The organism is Cobetia sp. Ld8 (genome assembly GCF_045066615.1).
In the GTDB taxonomy this organism is placed as follows: Bacteria; Pseudomonadota; Gammaproteobacteria; order Pseudomonadales; family Halomonadaceae; genus Cobetia; species Cobetia amphilecti.
This window is the reverse complement of sequence record NZ_JBISHF010000009.1, coordinates 177,033-191,377: the sequence shown is the minus strand read 5'-3', so window position 1 is coordinate 191,377 and position 14,345 is coordinate 177,033. Positions and strand designations below refer to the sequence as shown.

Genomic DNA, 14,345 nt, shown 5'->3' with positions numbered 1-14,345 from the left:
CAGAAAACGCCGCACAATCGTGCGGCGTTTTCTGTTTGTCAGTGGTCTGGCGCTGCGAGCGGCCTGGCTCTTTCCTGCGAAGCAATCGACAGGCTCGGCAATCTGCAGCTCAGCAGTCGACAAGCTCGGCCGTCACACCCATTTCTGCCTCCAGCGCCCCCAGACAATCACGTGCGGCGGGGCTGGCATTGCTGATCACCACATCAAAGTCACTCAGCGGGGCGATGAAGGCGGGGCGCACCATCTCGAACTTGCGCGCATCGACGATCAAGAAGCGCTGCATCGCGCTTTCCAGAGCGGCCTGCTTGGCCGCGACCTCATGGAAATGGAAGCAGCTGACGCCTCGCTCGGCATGCACTCCGCCCGCCGAGAGAAAGGCCTTGTTGATGCCGAGGCGGCGGATGGCCTCCGGCATGTCGGTGGCGGTGAATGACTGGGTGGCCGGGTGAAACAGCCCCCCCAGCATCACCAGCCGCACCCCGGGCAGATGGCCGACCGCATTGGCCACGTTCAGGGCGCAGGTCACCAGAGTCAGCGTCTGCTGGCGGTCGATGGCGGCTGCCAGATGGACCAGCGTGGTGCCGCAATCCACGTACAGGGTGTCGCCGTCCTCGATATGACTGGCCAGTTGCTGGCACAGCGCTTGCTTGATCGGGGCGCTGGCGTCGATCTCGCGATCCAGGCGATAGACGCTGCCGGCGGATGAATCGACCAGCAACAGGCGGCCACCCAGAATTTCCAGCAGTCCGTTGCTGTGCGCCACGTCGCGACGAATGGTCATCTCCGAGACGGCGCATAGCTGTGCGGCGTCGCTCAGTTGCAGAGGGCTGCCTTCGCGCAGAATGGCCTGCAGGCGGTCGAGTCGGGCGGCGCTGTGATTGTTCATGCGGCTTTTGTCCTTTGGTGCCGGTTCCGATGAGGGAGCGTTGGCGAAAAACTGGGCTGAAGCGCCACGTCCCACGTCAGAAGCAGATGATAAACCACTGACACACAGGGAGAACCTCAAATATGCCCCTGACATTGCCAGCCTGGCACTGGAAGACAAGTGGGCGTGAGGTAAAACGGACGTATTGACTATTTGGTCAGGCTGTGACTTTTTGAACATGGTGAGAATGCAGGATGACACTGCACGACGTTGAGAACGGGTCGTCGCAGCCCTGCACGCAGCACCCATAACAACCACAAGAACCCTCAGGATCTTCCCAATGAATCCCCTCATGAGTCTCGTCGGGATGGCTTCGCTCATCCTCATTGCCGTGGCGCTGTCGTCGAATCGACGCGCCATTCGCCTGCGTACCGTGGGTGGTGCCTTTGCCATCCAGTTGGCCATCGGCGCCTTCGTGCTCTACACCTCCTTCGGTCAGGGAGTGCTGGCCGGTGTCTCCGGTGCCGTCAGTCAGGTGGTCAACTATGCCGATCAGGGCATCAACTTCCTGTTTGGCAGCCTGGCCAATCCGGGCAGTGGTGTCGGCTTCATCTTCGCGGTCAAGGTGCTGCCGATCATCATCTTCTTCTCGTCGCTGATCGCGGTGCTCTACTACCTCGGCATCATGCAGTGGGTGATTCGCCTGCTGGGTGGCGGCCTGCAGCGTGTGCTGGGCACGTCGCGTACCGAGTCGCTCTCGGCCACGGCCAACATCTTCGTCGGTCAGACCGAGGCACCGCTGGTGGTCAAGCCGTATCTGGCCAGCATGACGCGCTCCGAGCTGTTCGCGGTGATGTGCGGTGGCCTGGCCTCCGTCGCCGGTTCGGTGCTGGGCGGCTATGCGGCGCTGGGCATTCCGATGGAGTACCTGGTGGCGGCATCCTTCATGGCAGCGCCCGGCGGGCTGCTGTTCGCCAAGCTGCTGTTCCCGGAGACGGAGAAGCCGGACGACTCGATCGCCCTCGCCGATGCCGCCCTCAAGGATGATGATGCGCCCTCCAATGTGCTGGACGCTGCGGCCTCCGGTGCGTCTTCCGGCCTCAAGCTGGCGGCCAATGTCGGGGCGATGCTGCTGGCCTTCATCGCGCTGATCGGCCTGATCAACGGCATTCTCGGCGGCGTGGGTGGCTGGTTCGGCATGGACACGCTGAGTCTCGACATGATTCTCGGCTGGTTGTTCGCGCCGCTGGCCTTCCTGCTGGGCGTGCCGTGGAGCGAGGCGACCCTGGCGGGTTCCTTCATCGGCCAGAAGCTGGTGGTGAACGAGTTCGTCGCCTACATCAATCTGGCGCCCTACCTCAGCGGTGACAGCATCGTCGCGGCCACCGGCGCGGTGATGACGCCCTACACCATGGCAGTGCTGTCGTTCGCGCTGTGCGGCTTCGCCAATCTGTCGTCGATCGCCATCCTGCTGGGGGGGCTGGGCAGCCTGGCACCGACACGCCGTCATGAGATCGCAAGCCTGGGGCTCAAGGCGGTACTCGCCGGCACGCTGTCCAATCTGATGTCGGCGGCGATTGCCGGTTTCTTCCTGGCGCTGGCGGCCTGATGCATTCCTCGCTCTCCGCCCGGTCAGTCGACGGGAGCCATCCTGCCGGCATGCGCCGGGCGGCAAGCGAGGAAACATCGGGGCGTCATCTCGGGGAAGCCGAGGGTGACAAGGTGCCTGGCGAGAGTGTGAAAAGGTTCACATTGTCGTCGATGGCGCGTTGATCATCCCCGAAATGTCGCTCTGTCGTTTTTGCGAGGAAGTGCTAACATCGCCGCCTTTCCAGACTGGGCCCCGTGCGAGTTTCACTCCCGCGCCTTCGTCGGACTTCATAGCGACAAGACCCGCTCAGCGGGCAAGACCACAAGAATTCGAACAGTCTCAACATTCAGGACAGGATCGTTACGCGATGACCATGCTCAAGACCCTCGCGGCCAGCACTCTGGCTGCCACCACGCTGCTGACCGCTGCAGCACCGGCGCAGGCTACTGACTTCAATGGCGATATCCACGCCAATGATTACAAGTGGCTGACCTTCAACCTGATGCGCAGTGAAGACAACCGCCTGCCGTTCCGCAACAGCGAAGATACCTACCTGGAGATGGAGTTCGGCGGCCGCTCGGGCATCGTCGATCTCTACGGGTATGTCGACTTCTTCGACCTGCTGGACGACAGCTCCGATGACCTGAACGACGGCGACAACTTCTTCGCCAAGCTGGCGCCGCGCTTCTCGCTGGACGCCATGACCGGTTACGACCTGTCGTTCGGCCCGGTGGATGAGCTCTACATCGCCACCGTCACCAACATCGGTGACAACGGCGCATTCGGCGGTCTGTGGGAGCACTACGTCGGTCTGGGCAGCGATGTGCAGGTGCCGTGGTTCGGCAAGATGGGCTTCAACCTCTACGCGCGTTACGTGCGTGAGAACTACGGCGGTGAAGACGAGAGCAAGTGGGACGGCTACATGGCCTCCACCAACTGGTTCAAGCCGTTCGTCAACTTCGATGATGGCAGCTTCATCGCCTATCAGGGCTACCTGGACTACAAGTTCGATGCCGACGAAGTGGGCAGCCAGGCGGGCCGCAGCGTCAACAGCATGGAGTGGTTCAACGGCATCTACTACCACACCCAGCGCTATGCGATCGGCTATGGCCTGAAGTACTACAACAACATGGCGTTCTTCACCGATGGCTCCACTGCCACTGGCGTTCGCCAGGACACCACTGGCTTCGGCAACTACTTCAGCATCAACTACAAGTTCTGATCACCGTTTCGCTCTCGCTGAGCGACCGGCGCTAAAACAGAAACGGGAAGCCCCTCAGGGCTTCCCGTTTTTCGTCTGGCTGCTGTGGCATCTGACACCTGAAATCCGGCATCCGGCATCTGATGATCAGCGGAACTCCACCTCGGTGACTTCCACGCGCACCAGCTGGCGTGACCACTCGCCCTCCGGCAGCGAGACGCGTACCTCGCGGCTATCGCGTGTCTGGCCGGGGCGCAGGTAGGTCTGGGGCAGGCGATATTCACCGACCCACAGCGGCACCTCACGCGTCGCGAGCAGATGGCCATCATCGGCATACAGGCGCAGTCTGGCCTGCACGCCGATGACACTCTGGCCGGCCGTGTTGTCGAGGCTGAACTGCAGAAGCGCCTCGTCATCCTCTTCGCTCACCGAGGACAGGCGCGCGACCAGACCATCGCGGTGGCCTTCACTCAACAGCCGCGGATTGGCCAGCGCGCTGCTGTTGAGGCGTGACGCGCTGTCAGGCGCTGCGTTGCTGGCACTGGCGGAGGCCGCACCGGCTGATGGTGAGGCCGAGTCGCCAGCCGGAGCGACCGCCGCCGTCACCGGCACGGCCGTCGAGGTCGGCACCAGCGCGCTGCCAGCGCCAGTTTCCACGGACGGTCGTGTGGCCGGGGTGGAAGCGGCCTGCACCTCATCCAGCTGATATTCCCAGCTGTGGTCCGGCTTGAGCAGGATCTTGACGCCACTGTCGAGCGTCACGGTAACTGGCTGGCTGATCGGCAGGCTATCGGCCAGCGCCAGCGGACTTGCGCTGGCTGCCAGCAGCAGGGCGGTCGCCAAGCGCAGTCGTGGGCGCAGATTCATCGTCATGCCAGCTCCTCAGGCAGTGATGCGTTCGACGCCACTTTCGCGTCCCACCAGCAGCACATCGGCACCGCGTGCCGCGAACAGGCCGTTGGTGACGACACCGACGATGGCATTGATGCGCGCTTCCATGGCGATCGGGTCCTCGATCAGGAAGTTGTAGCAGTCGAGGATGCGGTTGCCGTTGTCGGTCAGCACGCCATCGCGGTAGACCGGGTCGGCGCCCAGCTTGACCAGCTCACGCGCCACATAGGAGCGCGCCATCGGAATGACTTCCACCGGCAGCGGGAAGCCGCCGAGAATATCCACCTGCTTGGAGCCATCGGCGATGCACACGAAGCGCTCGGCGCAGGCCGCGACGATCTTCTCGCGGGTCAGCGCGGCGCCGCCGCCCTTGATCATCGCCAGGCGCGGGTCGATCTCGTCGGCACCATCCACGTAGACCGGCACGGTGCCGACATGGTTGAGTTCGAAGACGTCGATGCCATGGCCCTTGAGGCGCTCGGCAGTGGCTTCGGAGCTGGCGACGGCACCGGCGAAGTCGTGGCGCACTTCCGCCAGCGCATCGATGAACAGATTGGCCGTCGAGCCAGTGCCGACGCCGATGATGGTGTCGCGGCTCAGCAGTGGGCGAATCTCGTCAAGGGCGGCGCGGGCCACGGCCTGCTTCAGCTCATCCTGGGTCATGTGATACCTCGGGTCGGTGGGGCGGTGGTGAAAGTGGGCATTGGCGCGGTCTTCCCTACGTGGCCAGCAGTTTACCGCCGACAGGCACTGGAAAACGGCTTGACGTGAAGCGCAACGCCGGAAAACGCCACATTATAACGGCAAACCCGGCGATGGCGCTGGACGCTCTCGCCAGCGGTCTGATAACAATGGGGGTTCGGTCGCGCTCATGCGGCCCGCGCTGTGACACATCAGGACATTCCTATAATGCTCGAACATTACGTCAAGAAAATCCTGTCGGCTCGTGTCTACGAAGCCGCCCATGAAACTCCGCTCTCGCCGGCACCCTTGTTGTCGCGTCGTTTCGGCAATCACATCTTCATCAAGCGTGAAGACCTGCAGCCTGTCTATTCCTTCAAGATTCGCGGCGCCTACAACAAGATGGCCCAGCTGACGGATGAACAGAAGGCGTGTGGCGTGATTGCGGCCTCGGCCGGCAATCATGCGCAGGGCCTGGCGATGGCGGCCAAGCTGATGGGCGTCAAGGCAGTGATCGTGATGCCGCGCATTACGCCGGAAATCAAGGTGCAGGCCGTGCGCGAGCGCGGCGCGCGGGTGATTCTCAAGGGCGATGCCTTCCCCGAGGCACTGGCCCACGCGCGTACCCTGATGGACGAGCACGGCTATACCTTCATCCCGCCCTATGACGACCCGGATGTCATTGCCGGTCAGGGCACCGTCGGCATGGAAATCCTGCGTCAGCACCCCGGCAAGATCGATGCGATCTTCGTGCCGGTCGGGGGCGGTGGTCTGATCGCCGGTGTCGCGGCCTACGTGAAGTACCTGCGCCCCGAGATCCGCGTCATCGGGGTCGAGGCGGAAGATGCCGCCTGCCTCAAGGCGGCCATGGAAGCCGGCGAACGCGTGGTGCTGGACCAGGTCGGCGTGTTCGCCGAGGGCGTGGCGGTCGCGCAGATCGGCGCGGCACCGTTCGAGCTCATCCAGCACACCGTCGATGAGGTCATCACCGTCAATACCGATGAGATGTGTGCGGCGGTCAAGGACATCTTCGAGGATACGCGCGCCGTCTCCGAAACCAGTGGCGCACTGTCACTGGCGGGCCTCAAGAAATACGTCCAGCAGTCAGGCGCGGAAGGGGAGACGCTGGTGTGCATCAACTCTGGCGCCAACACCAACTTCGATCGCCTGCAGCACATTGCCGAGCGTACCGAGCTGGGCGAGCAGCGTGAGGCGATTCTGGCCGTGACGCTGCCGGAGCGCCCGGGGGCCTACAAGCAGTTCTGCAAGGTGATCGGCAAGCGCATGGTCACCGAGTTCAACTATCGCTATGCCAATCCGGAGGAAGCGCATGTCTTCGTCGGCGTGCAGGTCAAGCCGGGTGGTGAAGACCGCGCCGCTGTGGTCGAGAAGCTGCGTGAGGCGGGCTATGCGGTGGAAGACCTGACCGACAACGAACTGGCCAAGCTGCACACGCGTCATCTGGTCGGTGGGCGCACGACCAGCGATCTCGAGGAAGAGGTCTATCGTTTCGAGTTCCCGGAGCGCCCGGGCGCCCTGATGAATTTCCTCACCCACCTACCGGCGGACTGGAACATCTCGCTGTTTCACTACCGTAACCACGGCGCATCGCATGGGCGGGTGTTGATCGGCATGCAGATCCCTAATGGCGACCGCGCGCGGGTCGAGGAATATTTCAATGAGATCGGCTATCGCTTCTGGAAAGAGAGCGACAATCCCGCCTATCGCCTGTTTCTGTCCTGAGCGAGGCAAGCGATGGGGCGATGATGGCTATATAAGTCATTTGCGTTGAAGGCGGCGGGCTGAGGCGCAGCTCATCATGCTTCATTGGTCACATTCGTGGATAGAAAAGCCCCGGCCTTCGCGTGGAAGGCCGGGGCTTTTTCATGCGTATCCGGCGGGCATGCCGCAGGAAATTCCACATTTCATGCCAGGCGCGAAAAAGAACGGTGTTTTCGATGGAAGCCCTTGTCGGCTGGGGCGAGCAGACATCAAAAGCTGCGTGGAAAAGCGTCCATTCAAACGATTGCATGGTGATTGTCATACAGAAGTCAGATGCCTATCATCTGGTCACTGTCAGGAAGACAGTCATCGACAACCGTCACGCGAAAGCCACTGACGATATAAGAAGAAGCCCGCTCTCATGAAACGTAAGCCCGATCTGGTCATGGCCCTGGTATTCATCTTCGGGATTGGTGTAGTGGCAACTGGCTACGCCCAGACCGTAATGGGTTCCTGAATCCTGCGCTGCTGCCCTCACCGGCGGTAGCGGTGCTGCTGGCGTCAGTCTCTCTGGCGCCACGCCCCCATGCCATGACCCTCCTGCCAGGCTTTCCAGCGTTTCTGCTCCCAGCTTTCCAGCTCCCCGACTCCCCCCCCTCAGCTTGACCCCTCGCCTGGCTTCACTGCGTTGCTGCTTCGTCCCCTTTGTGAATAACCCCCTTTCTGTCTGCTGTCACTCTCGACATCTCGCGGTCGTACCATCGATCTCGTCACAAAGCCCAGCGCCTCATTCAGGGCGGGCAGGGCGCACGACTTCGCGATCACTGACGATGGCGTCCAGCGGGACATCCCAGGGCTGTACCGGCAGGGCGGGGACTTTCTGACAGTGGTGGGCGAGGCCGATCAACAGCGGCCGTGGGCCGGGACGGCGGGTAAAGGCGAAGCTGCGATCGTAGAAGCCGCCGCCCATGCCGATGCGAGCCCCGCGCCCATCGAAGCCGACCAGTGGCATCAAGACGACATCCAGCGCCCAGGCAGGCAGGCGCCGCGCCCTGGAAGCCCCATGACGGGTGTCCGGTTCGGCGATGCCGAAGCGGTTGCTGACCAGGGGTGTCTGATCGTCGTAGCGCACGAACCATAGCGAATTGGCCGCGAACGGACGCAGTACCGGCAGATAGATCTTCGCCCCTCGTCGCTGCAGCCAATCGCACAGGCGCGTGGCATCGATCTCGCCATCGTAGGGCAGATACAGGGCGACGTGGCGGGCGCGCAACAGTTCCGGCAGCCGTTTCAGCTGACGCAGGAGCGCATCTTCGGCTTGCAGACGAATGGCAGGGGGTAGCTGACGGCGGCGTTGGCGCAGCAGACGGCGAAGCGCACGGCGGTCGGCCTGAGGGTGATCGAGCTCGCTGGGCAGTGCCCAGAGCGTGGTATCGAGTGCTGCAGAAGGGAGTGGCGAGCGTGGGCTCGCGGGTGCGGCATAGACCGCGGGGGGCTTGCGCATGCCTGACAATCTCCGTCAGACAGGGTTCTCCAAGGTGCCGGTGTTACCGGGGGCCCTTGAACCCAGCGGTTCAAGGTGGGTAGTCCCGCGCAGCGCATCAGGCGTTCCGACGCACGGACATGCACACAGCACTGCGCAGTGGACTCCCTGGGAATAGCTTATAAGCTCGAGGGACATCGGCAACTGTCGTACACCCCAGAGAACTCATTCAGTCTACCAAACCCCGCCTGCCTGCCCAAGGGCTAATCCTGTCGGGAACAATCTGTTGCCTGAATGTATCAGTTGTTTGATTCTGAAGCGTTTTTACGCTCAGCAGCGCGCGCCTTCGCCTGATCGGCATAGTCGGCTGGCAGCTGACTGAGCGCGGCATCCAGTTGACGGTCCAGCGCGGTGAGGCGAGTCTCGAAGTCGCGCTGCAGGGCGCGCTCGCTGTCACGGCTGTTGATCAACTCATGCGAGATATTGAGCGCTGCCATCAGGGCGACCTTGTCGGCGCTGATGGTGTTGCCGCGCTGCTGGATGCCTTGCATGGCGAGATCCAGATAAGCCGCCGCACGGGTCAGGCCATCTTCCTCGCCGGGCTGACAGCTGACGGTATAGCTGCGGCCGAGCAGGCTGATCTCGGTGGTATTGCGTGGGGTGGCGGAATCGCTCATGTAGATCCTCTCGGGCCTTGTCCGGCGTCATCCAGATTGATGCCGACGTCCTGCTGTCAGTGCGTCACCGTCGCAGTCAGGACGGCAAGCCAGAAGGAGGGCCAGTGCGGTAAGATGGGGGCATTCTCGAGCCACTATAGAGAGCCGCTTCTGGAGGGTCAACGCGCCGCGCGGCGCGGCTGCCTTGTGCTGCAGCACATCCTTCAGATGCCATTCTCCCGCTACAGAACCACTTCTCACTGACTCAATGGGGCCGCATCATGGCGATCATCAACGATACCTTCGACTTCTCGCTCGTCGCAGACCACTTCCTGGCTCACGGCAGCCTCAACAATCCCTCCTTCCTCGATGGTCAGCTGGTGGCCGCACTGGCGCTGGATGACATCAGTGCCGAGGATTGGCTGGCGCGCGTCTGCGCCTCGCTGGGGGTCGAGCAACCGGCCACGCGTGAGGCCGGTGAAGTCTTCCTCACCTGGCGCACGCGCAATCAGGAGCGTCTGGCCGCCAGCGAGATGAGCTTCGAGCCGCTGCTGCCGGATGACATGTTCTCGCTGGCCGAACGCGGTCAGAGCCTGCGCGAATGGACGCTGGGCTTCCAGGAAGAGCTGGCCGGTGCCGATGATGATGTCCGCAGTGGCTGGAGCCAGGCGCTCAAGGATGCGCTGAGCGATGTCGAAGCCATCTCGAGCGGCCTCGCCAATGCCGAAGACCTCGATGACGACAATGCCGAGGACGAGGCCGATCTGTTCGCGCTGGCTGACCATGTGCGCATGGCAGCCTTGTTGCTGTATACCGAGCAGCACCCGGGCAACCCGGACGTCGAGAAGCCCAGCGATGACCAGCTGCCGGAAGGCGGTCTCGAGGGCAGCCTCGGCGTCAGCTCACGTACCGATACCCACTGAATCGATGGTCACCCACCGCTTGCGCCGCGTCTGATGCAAGGCTGGTACAAGAGGGCGGGTGACCCCATCTACAGCATCACGCCTGTTTGTCACTCGAACGCGCCATGCCCGGCGGGTTCTCGACGGAGATTGCCATGACTGCCCCAGCCATCCTGCCCGCACCTGCTGCCCTGACGGCAGAGGATTTTCGTGCACGCCGCCAGCGCCTGATCGCGCAGCTGCCGCAGGGGGCTGCCGCATTGGTGGTCTCGTCGGGCCTGGCCCAGCGCAACCGCGACAGTGAATACAGCTTCCGTCAGAACAGCGACTTCCACTATCTGACCGGCTGGCCGGAACCCGAGGCCGCCTTGCTGTTGCTGCCCGGGCGCGCCGAAGGGGAGAGTGTGCTGTTCTGTCAGGAGAAGGACCCACTGGCCGAAGCCTGGACCGGCATCCGCATCGGCGCCGAAGGTGCCGTCAACACGGCAGGCTTCGATCAGGCCTTCACCAATGAGGCCCGTGATGAGGTGATGGCCAGCCTGCTGGATGGCCGCGAGCGCCTCTATGTGCTGTTCGAGGATGATGAAGCCCTGGCGCTGGCTCAAGCGCTGCGCGATGAGCTGGCCGCCGCGGTGCGTCGCGGAGCACGGCCGCCGGCCGCCTTCGAGGATCTCGCGCCGCTGCTGCATGAGCAGCGCCTGATCAAGGATGAGCGTGAACTGGCACTGATGCGCCACGCCGCCGAGATTTCCGCGCGCGCGCATGTGCGTGCGATGCAGATCAGCCGTCCCGGCCTGCACGAGTATCATCTACAGGCCGAGATCGAGCATGAATTCCAGTGGCAGGGGGCGCCGGCTCCGGCCTACACCAGCATCGTCGGGGCGGGTGTGAATGCCTGTGTGCTGCATTACATCGAGAATCGCGCGCCGCTGGAGGATGGTCAGCTGGTGCTGATCGATGCCGGCGCCGAGTACGCCCTCTATGCCGGCGACATCACGCGTACCTTCCCGGTCAATGGCCGCTTCAATGAGCCGCAGCGCCGTCTGTACGAGATCGTGCTCAAGGCCCAGGAACGTGCGGTGGCCGCCGTGGTGCCGGGTGCAACGTTGGTGGGCATTCACCAACAGGTGGTGCATGACCTGACCACGGGGCTGGTCGAGCTGGGCCTGTTGCAGGGTGAGGTCGAGGAATTGATCAGCAGCGATGCCTACCGTCGCTTCTATCTGCACTCCACCTCGCACTGGCTGGGGCTGGATGTGCATGACGTGGGCAGCTATCGCGAAGCGGGTGAGCCGCGTCCGCTGGTGCCGGGCATGGTGCTGACCATCGAGCCGGGCCTCTACATTCCGCAGGATGGCGACATTCCCGTCGAATATCGCGGGATCGGCATTCGCATCGAGGACGACGTCGCGGTGACTGCCGCGGGCCACGAGGTGTTGAGTCATGGCGTGCCCAAGTCCGTCGAGGCCATCGAGGCGCTGATGCGCGCGGAGGCCTGACGCCATGAGTGAGCCTGAAGCCATGAGCGGGCGTGATGCCGAACACTTCGACATCGTGATCATCGGCGGCGGTCTGGTGGGTGCCAGCCTGGCCTGTGCGCTGGCGCCGCTGATGCAACGTGTGGCCGACGAGAAGGGCCGTGAGGCCACAGCGTTGCGTGTCGCCGTGATCGAGGCCAATGAGCTGCCCACGGCGTCAGCAGACGCCCGGCGCTTCCAGCCCAGTTTCGATGCACGTGCCAGCGCCATCGCGGCGGGCTCACGCCAGCGGTTCACCGCCTTCGGGGTCTGGGAGGCAATGTGCGAGCACGCCACGCCGATTCGCACCATCCATGTCAGTGAGCGCGGCCACCTGGGCGCGACCCGCATGCGGGCCTCAGAACTCGAGGTAGCCGCGCTCGGCCACGTGATTCCCAATGCCTGGATGGGTCAGGTGCTGCATCGCCAGCTGGCCGAGCTGCCGCTGGCCTGGTATTGCCCGGCGCGCGTGGCAGAAATCGCTGTCACGGCGGAAGGCCATCGCCTCACGCTGGAGGATGGTCGTCTGATCGAGGCTGAGCTGACCGTGCTGGCGGATGGCGGTCGCTCCGGACTCAAGGAGCGCCTCGGTATCCACAGTGCGGCGCAGGACTATGAGCAGCATGCCTTGATCGCCACAGTGGAGATGAGCCAGCCTCACCAGGGAGTCGCCTACGAGCGCTTCACCAGTGAAGGCCCGATGGCGCTGCTGCCGCTGGCCGGCAAGCGCATGGAGCTGGTCTGGACGCGCTCCCCCGCTGACACGGAAAGCCTGATGACGCTGCCCGACAGCGACTTCCTGCAGGCACTGCAGCGCGCCTTCGGTGAACGCGCCGGACGCTTTCGCCGCGTCGGGCAGCGCCACGCCTATCCGCTGTCGTTGGTGCGTGCCAGCGAAGGCACGCGCCCCGGCCTTGCGGTGCTCGGCAATGCCGCCCACGCACTGCACCCGGTGGCAGGGCAGGGCTTCAATCTGGCGCTGCGCGGCGTGACCGACCTGGTCGCGGCCATCGAGGCGGGCCTGACGCGTGGCGAGTCGCCGGGGGCCACCAGCGTGCTGAGTGACTTCGAGGAGCGGCGCGGCGCGGATCGCGACAATGTGGTGCTGTTCAGCGATGGCCTGATCCGCCTGTTCGGGGTCGAGAGTCGCTGGCTGGGGCATGCACGGGCAGCGGGCCTGATCGGGCTCAATCTGGTCTCGCCGCTCAAGCGCCTGTTGGCCAGGCGCTCGATGGGCATTGAGCGCTGAGATTGGTGGGCACTCACTGACTTGGCTCGCTGACTTGGCTCGTGGGCAGAGCCTCGCAGGCAGGGTGTAACTGACAGGGCGTCACTGACAGCGCCTTGGTGTCGAGCCACGCGACGGGGCTTCGAGATCAGGACGCGAGATTGGTCTTCGAGATCAGGCCACGAGACAGAACTACGAGACTGAACTACGAGACAGGGAGCAGGCATGAAGGACGGTCGATCAGCAGGTAGCGCACATGACGCCGATGTCGCCATCGTCGGTGCCGGTATCGTCGGTGCCACCCTGGCACTGCTGCTGGGGCAGGCGGGACTGCGGGTCATGCTGGTCGAGGGGCGTGAGTCCACGACCCGCTGGCAGCCAGATAGCGCCCCCGAGCCACGGGTGAGTGCATTGACGCCGGTCTCTCAGCAGCTGTTGAGCGGTCTGGGCGTGTGGCCGACGATCGCCGCCAGTCGCCTGATGCCCTATACCGGCATGCAGGTGTGGGACGCGGAGGGCAATGGCGAGATCCAGTTCAGCGCCGAGGACAGCGGTGTGCCGGTGCTGGGGCATATCGTCGAGAACCGGGTCACGCTCGCCGCGCTGGAGCAGGCCATCGATGCCTGCCCGGCGATCACGCGCTGCTTCGGGGCGCGTGTGGCAGGCATGGCACTGCCACGCTCAGGTGCTACATCGGTAGTGAATGCTTACCAACTCGATGCGGCGGAAGCGACCAGCCTGACGTTGACCGATGGCCGGACAGTCACCGCGGCGCTGGTGGTCGCGGCGGATGGTGCGCGCTCACGGCTGCGCGAGCTGGCCGGGATCGCCACGCGGGAACACGACACCGGCCAGGTCGCGCTGGTGGCCACGGTGCGCACCGAACTCGCGCATCAGGCCGTCGCGCGTCAGCGCTTCCTGCCGACCGGGCCGCTGGCCTTCCTGCCGCTGGCCGTCAATGACGCCCTGGCTCAGCCGGCCGAGGGAGCCTCGGCTGCAGAGCGGCATTGCTCCATCGTGTGGTCGACTACGCCAGAAGAGGCCGAGCGGCTGCTGGCACTGTCACCGGCGGCATTCTGTAGTGAGCTGGAAGACGCCTTTGAAGGTCAGCTGGGCGCCATCGAATGGGCGAGCGAGCGCTTCAGTTTCCCGCTGCATCAGCGCCACGCCGAAGACTATGTGCTGCCGGGGCTGGCGCTGGTGGGGGATGCTGCGCATGCCATTCACCCGCTGGCAGGGCAGGGCGTCAATCTGGGCTTGATGGATGTGGCGGTGTTGGCAGACGAGCTGCTGGCAGGACATCGCCGCGGGGTGGCGCTTGGCGACGAGCGCTGGCTGGCGCGCTATCGCCGTCGGCGTCGCAGCGACAATGCCATGATGCTCAAGATGATGGATGGCTTCCGCCTGTTGTTCGGCAGCCGTCAGCCGGGCGTGCGTCTGCTGCGCAACTTCGGGCTTGGTTTCGTCGACGGCCAGGGCGAGTTGAAGCGTATCCTGATGCGTCAGGCGATGGGGCAGCGGGGTGAGTTGCCCGCCAGCTGCAAGCCGTAACAAGAGTGAAGTTGGTGTAATTCCTGCTCCATCGGGTATGTGAGCGCCTACTATCAT

At 63.9% G+C, this 14,345-nt stretch carries 13 protein-coding genes and 1 other RNA gene; 8 read left to right on the top strand and 6 right to left on the bottom strand.

Annotated features, from left to right (window positions below; translation table 11 throughout):
* Positions 1 to 109: 109 nt before the first annotated feature.
* The gene (locus tag ACJJV2_RS17060; RefSeq protein WP_054556386.1) at positions 110 to 886 is read right to left on the bottom strand and encodes a DeoR/GlpR family DNA-binding transcription regulator; all 777 of its coding nucleotides are present in this window, start codon (positions 884 to 886) and stop codon (positions 110 to 112) included.
* A gap of 319 nt (positions 887 to 1,205) precedes the next feature.
* Between ACJJV2_RS17060 and ACJJV2_RS17055 the strand changes: the two genes are divergently transcribed.
* Complete coding sequence (locus ACJJV2_RS17055) at positions 1,206 to 2,474, top strand: NupC/NupG family nucleoside CNT transporter (protein WP_043331634.1); 1,269 nt, start codon at positions 1,206 to 1,208, stop codon at positions 2,472 to 2,474.
* A 349-nt stretch (positions 2,475 to 2,823) separates the two neighbouring features.
* Positions 2,824 to 3,678 carry an outer membrane protein OmpK gene (locus tag ACJJV2_RS17050; RefSeq protein WP_082388693.1) on the top strand — a complete coding sequence of 285 codons (855 nt, stop codon included), beginning with the start codon at positions 2,824 to 2,826 and terminating at the stop codon, positions 3,676 to 3,678.
* Between the two features lie 126 nt (positions 3,679 to 3,804).
* Here ACJJV2_RS17050 and ACJJV2_RS17045 read toward each other — a convergent pair whose 3' ends face one another.
* Together ACJJV2_RS17045 and rpiA are read right to left on the bottom strand one after the other, a co-directional pair.
* Complete coding sequence (locus ACJJV2_RS17045; protein ID WP_405282330.1) at positions 3,805 to 4,530, bottom strand: DUF3157 family protein; 726 nt, start codon at positions 4,528 to 4,530, stop codon at positions 3,805 to 3,807.
* Positions 4,531 to 4,539: 9 nt separating this feature from the next.
* Complete coding sequence (gene rpiA, locus ACJJV2_RS17040) at positions 4,540 to 5,211, bottom strand: ribose-5-phosphate isomerase RpiA (RefSeq protein ID WP_054556388.1); 672 nt, start codon at positions 5,209 to 5,211, stop codon at positions 4,540 to 4,542.
* A 237-nt stretch (positions 5,212 to 5,448) separates the two neighbouring features.
* Between rpiA and ilvA the strand changes: the two genes are divergently transcribed.
* Both ilvA and ACJJV2_RS17030 read left to right on the top strand, forming a co-directional pair.
* Entirely contained in the window at positions 5,449 to 6,972 is a 1,524-nt protein-coding gene (gene ilvA / locus ACJJV2_RS17035) for a threonine ammonia-lyase, biosynthetic (protein ID WP_263643043.1), read from the top strand.
* A gap of 215 nt (positions 6,973 to 7,187) precedes the next feature.
* The gene (locus ACJJV2_RS17030; RefSeq protein ID WP_348471277.1) at positions 7,188 to 7,376 is read left to right on the top strand and encodes a hypothetical protein; all 189 of its coding nucleotides are present in this window, start codon (positions 7,188 to 7,190) and stop codon (positions 7,374 to 7,376) included.
* Between the two features lie 362 nt (positions 7,377 to 7,738).
* Here the strand turns inward: ACJJV2_RS17030 and ACJJV2_RS17025 are convergent, their stop codons facing one another.
* The 3 genes from ACJJV2_RS17025 to ACJJV2_RS17015 all read right to left on the bottom strand — a co-directional run bounded on the left by ACJJV2_RS17025 (position 7,739) and on the right by ACJJV2_RS17015 (position 9,111).
* Positions 7,739 to 8,455 carry a 5-formyltetrahydrofolate cyclo-ligase gene (locus ACJJV2_RS17025; RefSeq protein ID WP_405282329.1) on the bottom strand — a complete coding sequence of 239 codons (717 nt, stop codon included), beginning with the start codon at positions 8,453 to 8,455 and terminating at the stop codon, positions 7,739 to 7,741.
* A gap of 22 nt (positions 8,456 to 8,477) precedes the next feature.
* Positions 8,478 to 8,660, bottom strand: a non-coding RNA gene (gene ssrS, locus ACJJV2_RS17020) — 6S RNA.
* Positions 8,661 to 8,733: 73 nt separating this feature from the next.
* Entirely contained in the window at positions 8,734 to 9,111 is a 378-nt protein-coding gene (locus ACJJV2_RS17015; RefSeq protein ID WP_064503224.1) for a cell division protein ZapA, read from the bottom strand.
* Positions 9,112 to 9,371: 260 nt separating this feature from the next.
* Here ACJJV2_RS17015 and ACJJV2_RS17010 point away from each other — a divergent pair, with 260 nt between their 5' ends.
* From ACJJV2_RS17010 to ACJJV2_RS16995, 4 genes are all read left to right on the top strand, one after another.
* Entirely contained in the window at positions 9,372 to 10,013 is a 642-nt protein-coding gene (locus ACJJV2_RS17010; protein WP_064503223.1) for a UPF0149 family protein, read from the top strand.
* A gap of 134 nt (positions 10,014 to 10,147) precedes the next feature.
* Positions 10,148 to 11,491, top strand: coding sequence for a Xaa-Pro aminopeptidase (gene pepP / locus ACJJV2_RS17005; protein WP_405282328.1), 1,344 nt, complete (start codon positions 10,148 to 10,150; stop codon positions 11,489 to 11,491).
* A 4-nt stretch (positions 11,492 to 11,495) separates the two neighbouring features.
* Complete coding sequence (ubiH, locus tag ACJJV2_RS17000; protein WP_405282327.1) at positions 11,496 to 12,758, top strand: 2-octaprenyl-6-methoxyphenyl hydroxylase; 1,263 nt, start codon at positions 11,496 to 11,498, stop codon at positions 12,756 to 12,758.
* 204 nt (positions 12,759 to 12,962) lie between these two features.
* A complete protein-coding gene (locus ACJJV2_RS16995) occupies positions 12,963 to 14,288 on the top strand; it encodes a UbiH/UbiF/VisC/COQ6 family ubiquinone biosynthesis hydroxylase (protein WP_405282326.1) in 1,326 nt (441 codons plus the stop codon).
* The last annotated feature ends 57 nt before the right edge of the window (positions 14,289 to 14,345 follow it).

Bases quoted from the DNA above. Each gene is read 5' to 3' on its own strand.
- ACJJV2_RS17060 (WP_054556386.1), bottom strand. From the start codon at position 886: ATGAACAATCACAGCGCCGCCCGACTCGACCGCCTGCAGGCCATTCTG.
- ACJJV2_RS17055 (WP_043331634.1), top strand. From the start codon at position 1,206: ATGAATCCCCTCATGAGTCTCGTCGGGATGGCTTCGCTCATCCTCATT.
- ACJJV2_RS17050 (WP_082388693.1), top strand. From the start codon at position 2,824: ATGACCATGCTCAAGACCCTCGCGGCCAGCACTCTGGCTGCCACCACG.
- ACJJV2_RS17045 (WP_405282330.1), bottom strand. From the start codon at position 4,530: ATGACGATGAATCTGCGCCCACGACTGCGCTTGGCGACCGCCCTGCTG.
- rpiA (WP_054556388.1), bottom strand. From the start codon at position 5,211: ATGACCCAGGATGAGCTGAAGCAGGCCGTGGCCCGCGCCGCCCTTGAC.
- ACJJV2_RS17030 (WP_348471277.1), top strand. From the start codon at position 7,188: ATGGAAGCCCTTGTCGGCTGGGGCGAGCAGACATCAAAAGCTGCGTGG.
- ACJJV2_RS17025 (WP_405282329.1), bottom strand. From the start codon at position 8,455: ATGCGCAAGCCCCCCGCGGTCTATGCCGCACCCGCGAGCCCACGCTCG.
- ACJJV2_RS17015 (WP_064503224.1), bottom strand. From the start codon at position 9,111: ATGAGCGATTCCGCCACCCCACGCAATACCACCGAGATCAGCCTGCTC.
- ACJJV2_RS17010 (WP_064503223.1), top strand. From the start codon at position 9,372: ATGGCGATCATCAACGATACCTTCGACTTCTCGCTCGTCGCAGACCAC.
- pepP (WP_405282328.1), top strand. From the start codon at position 10,148: ATGACTGCCCCAGCCATCCTGCCCGCACCTGCTGCCCTGACGGCAGAG.
- ubiH (WP_405282327.1), top strand. From the start codon at position 11,496: ATGAGTGAGCCTGAAGCCATGAGCGGGCGTGATGCCGAACACTTCGAC.
- ACJJV2_RS16995 (WP_405282326.1), top strand. From the start codon at position 12,963: ATGAAGGACGGTCGATCAGCAGGTAGCGCACATGACGCCGATGTCGCC.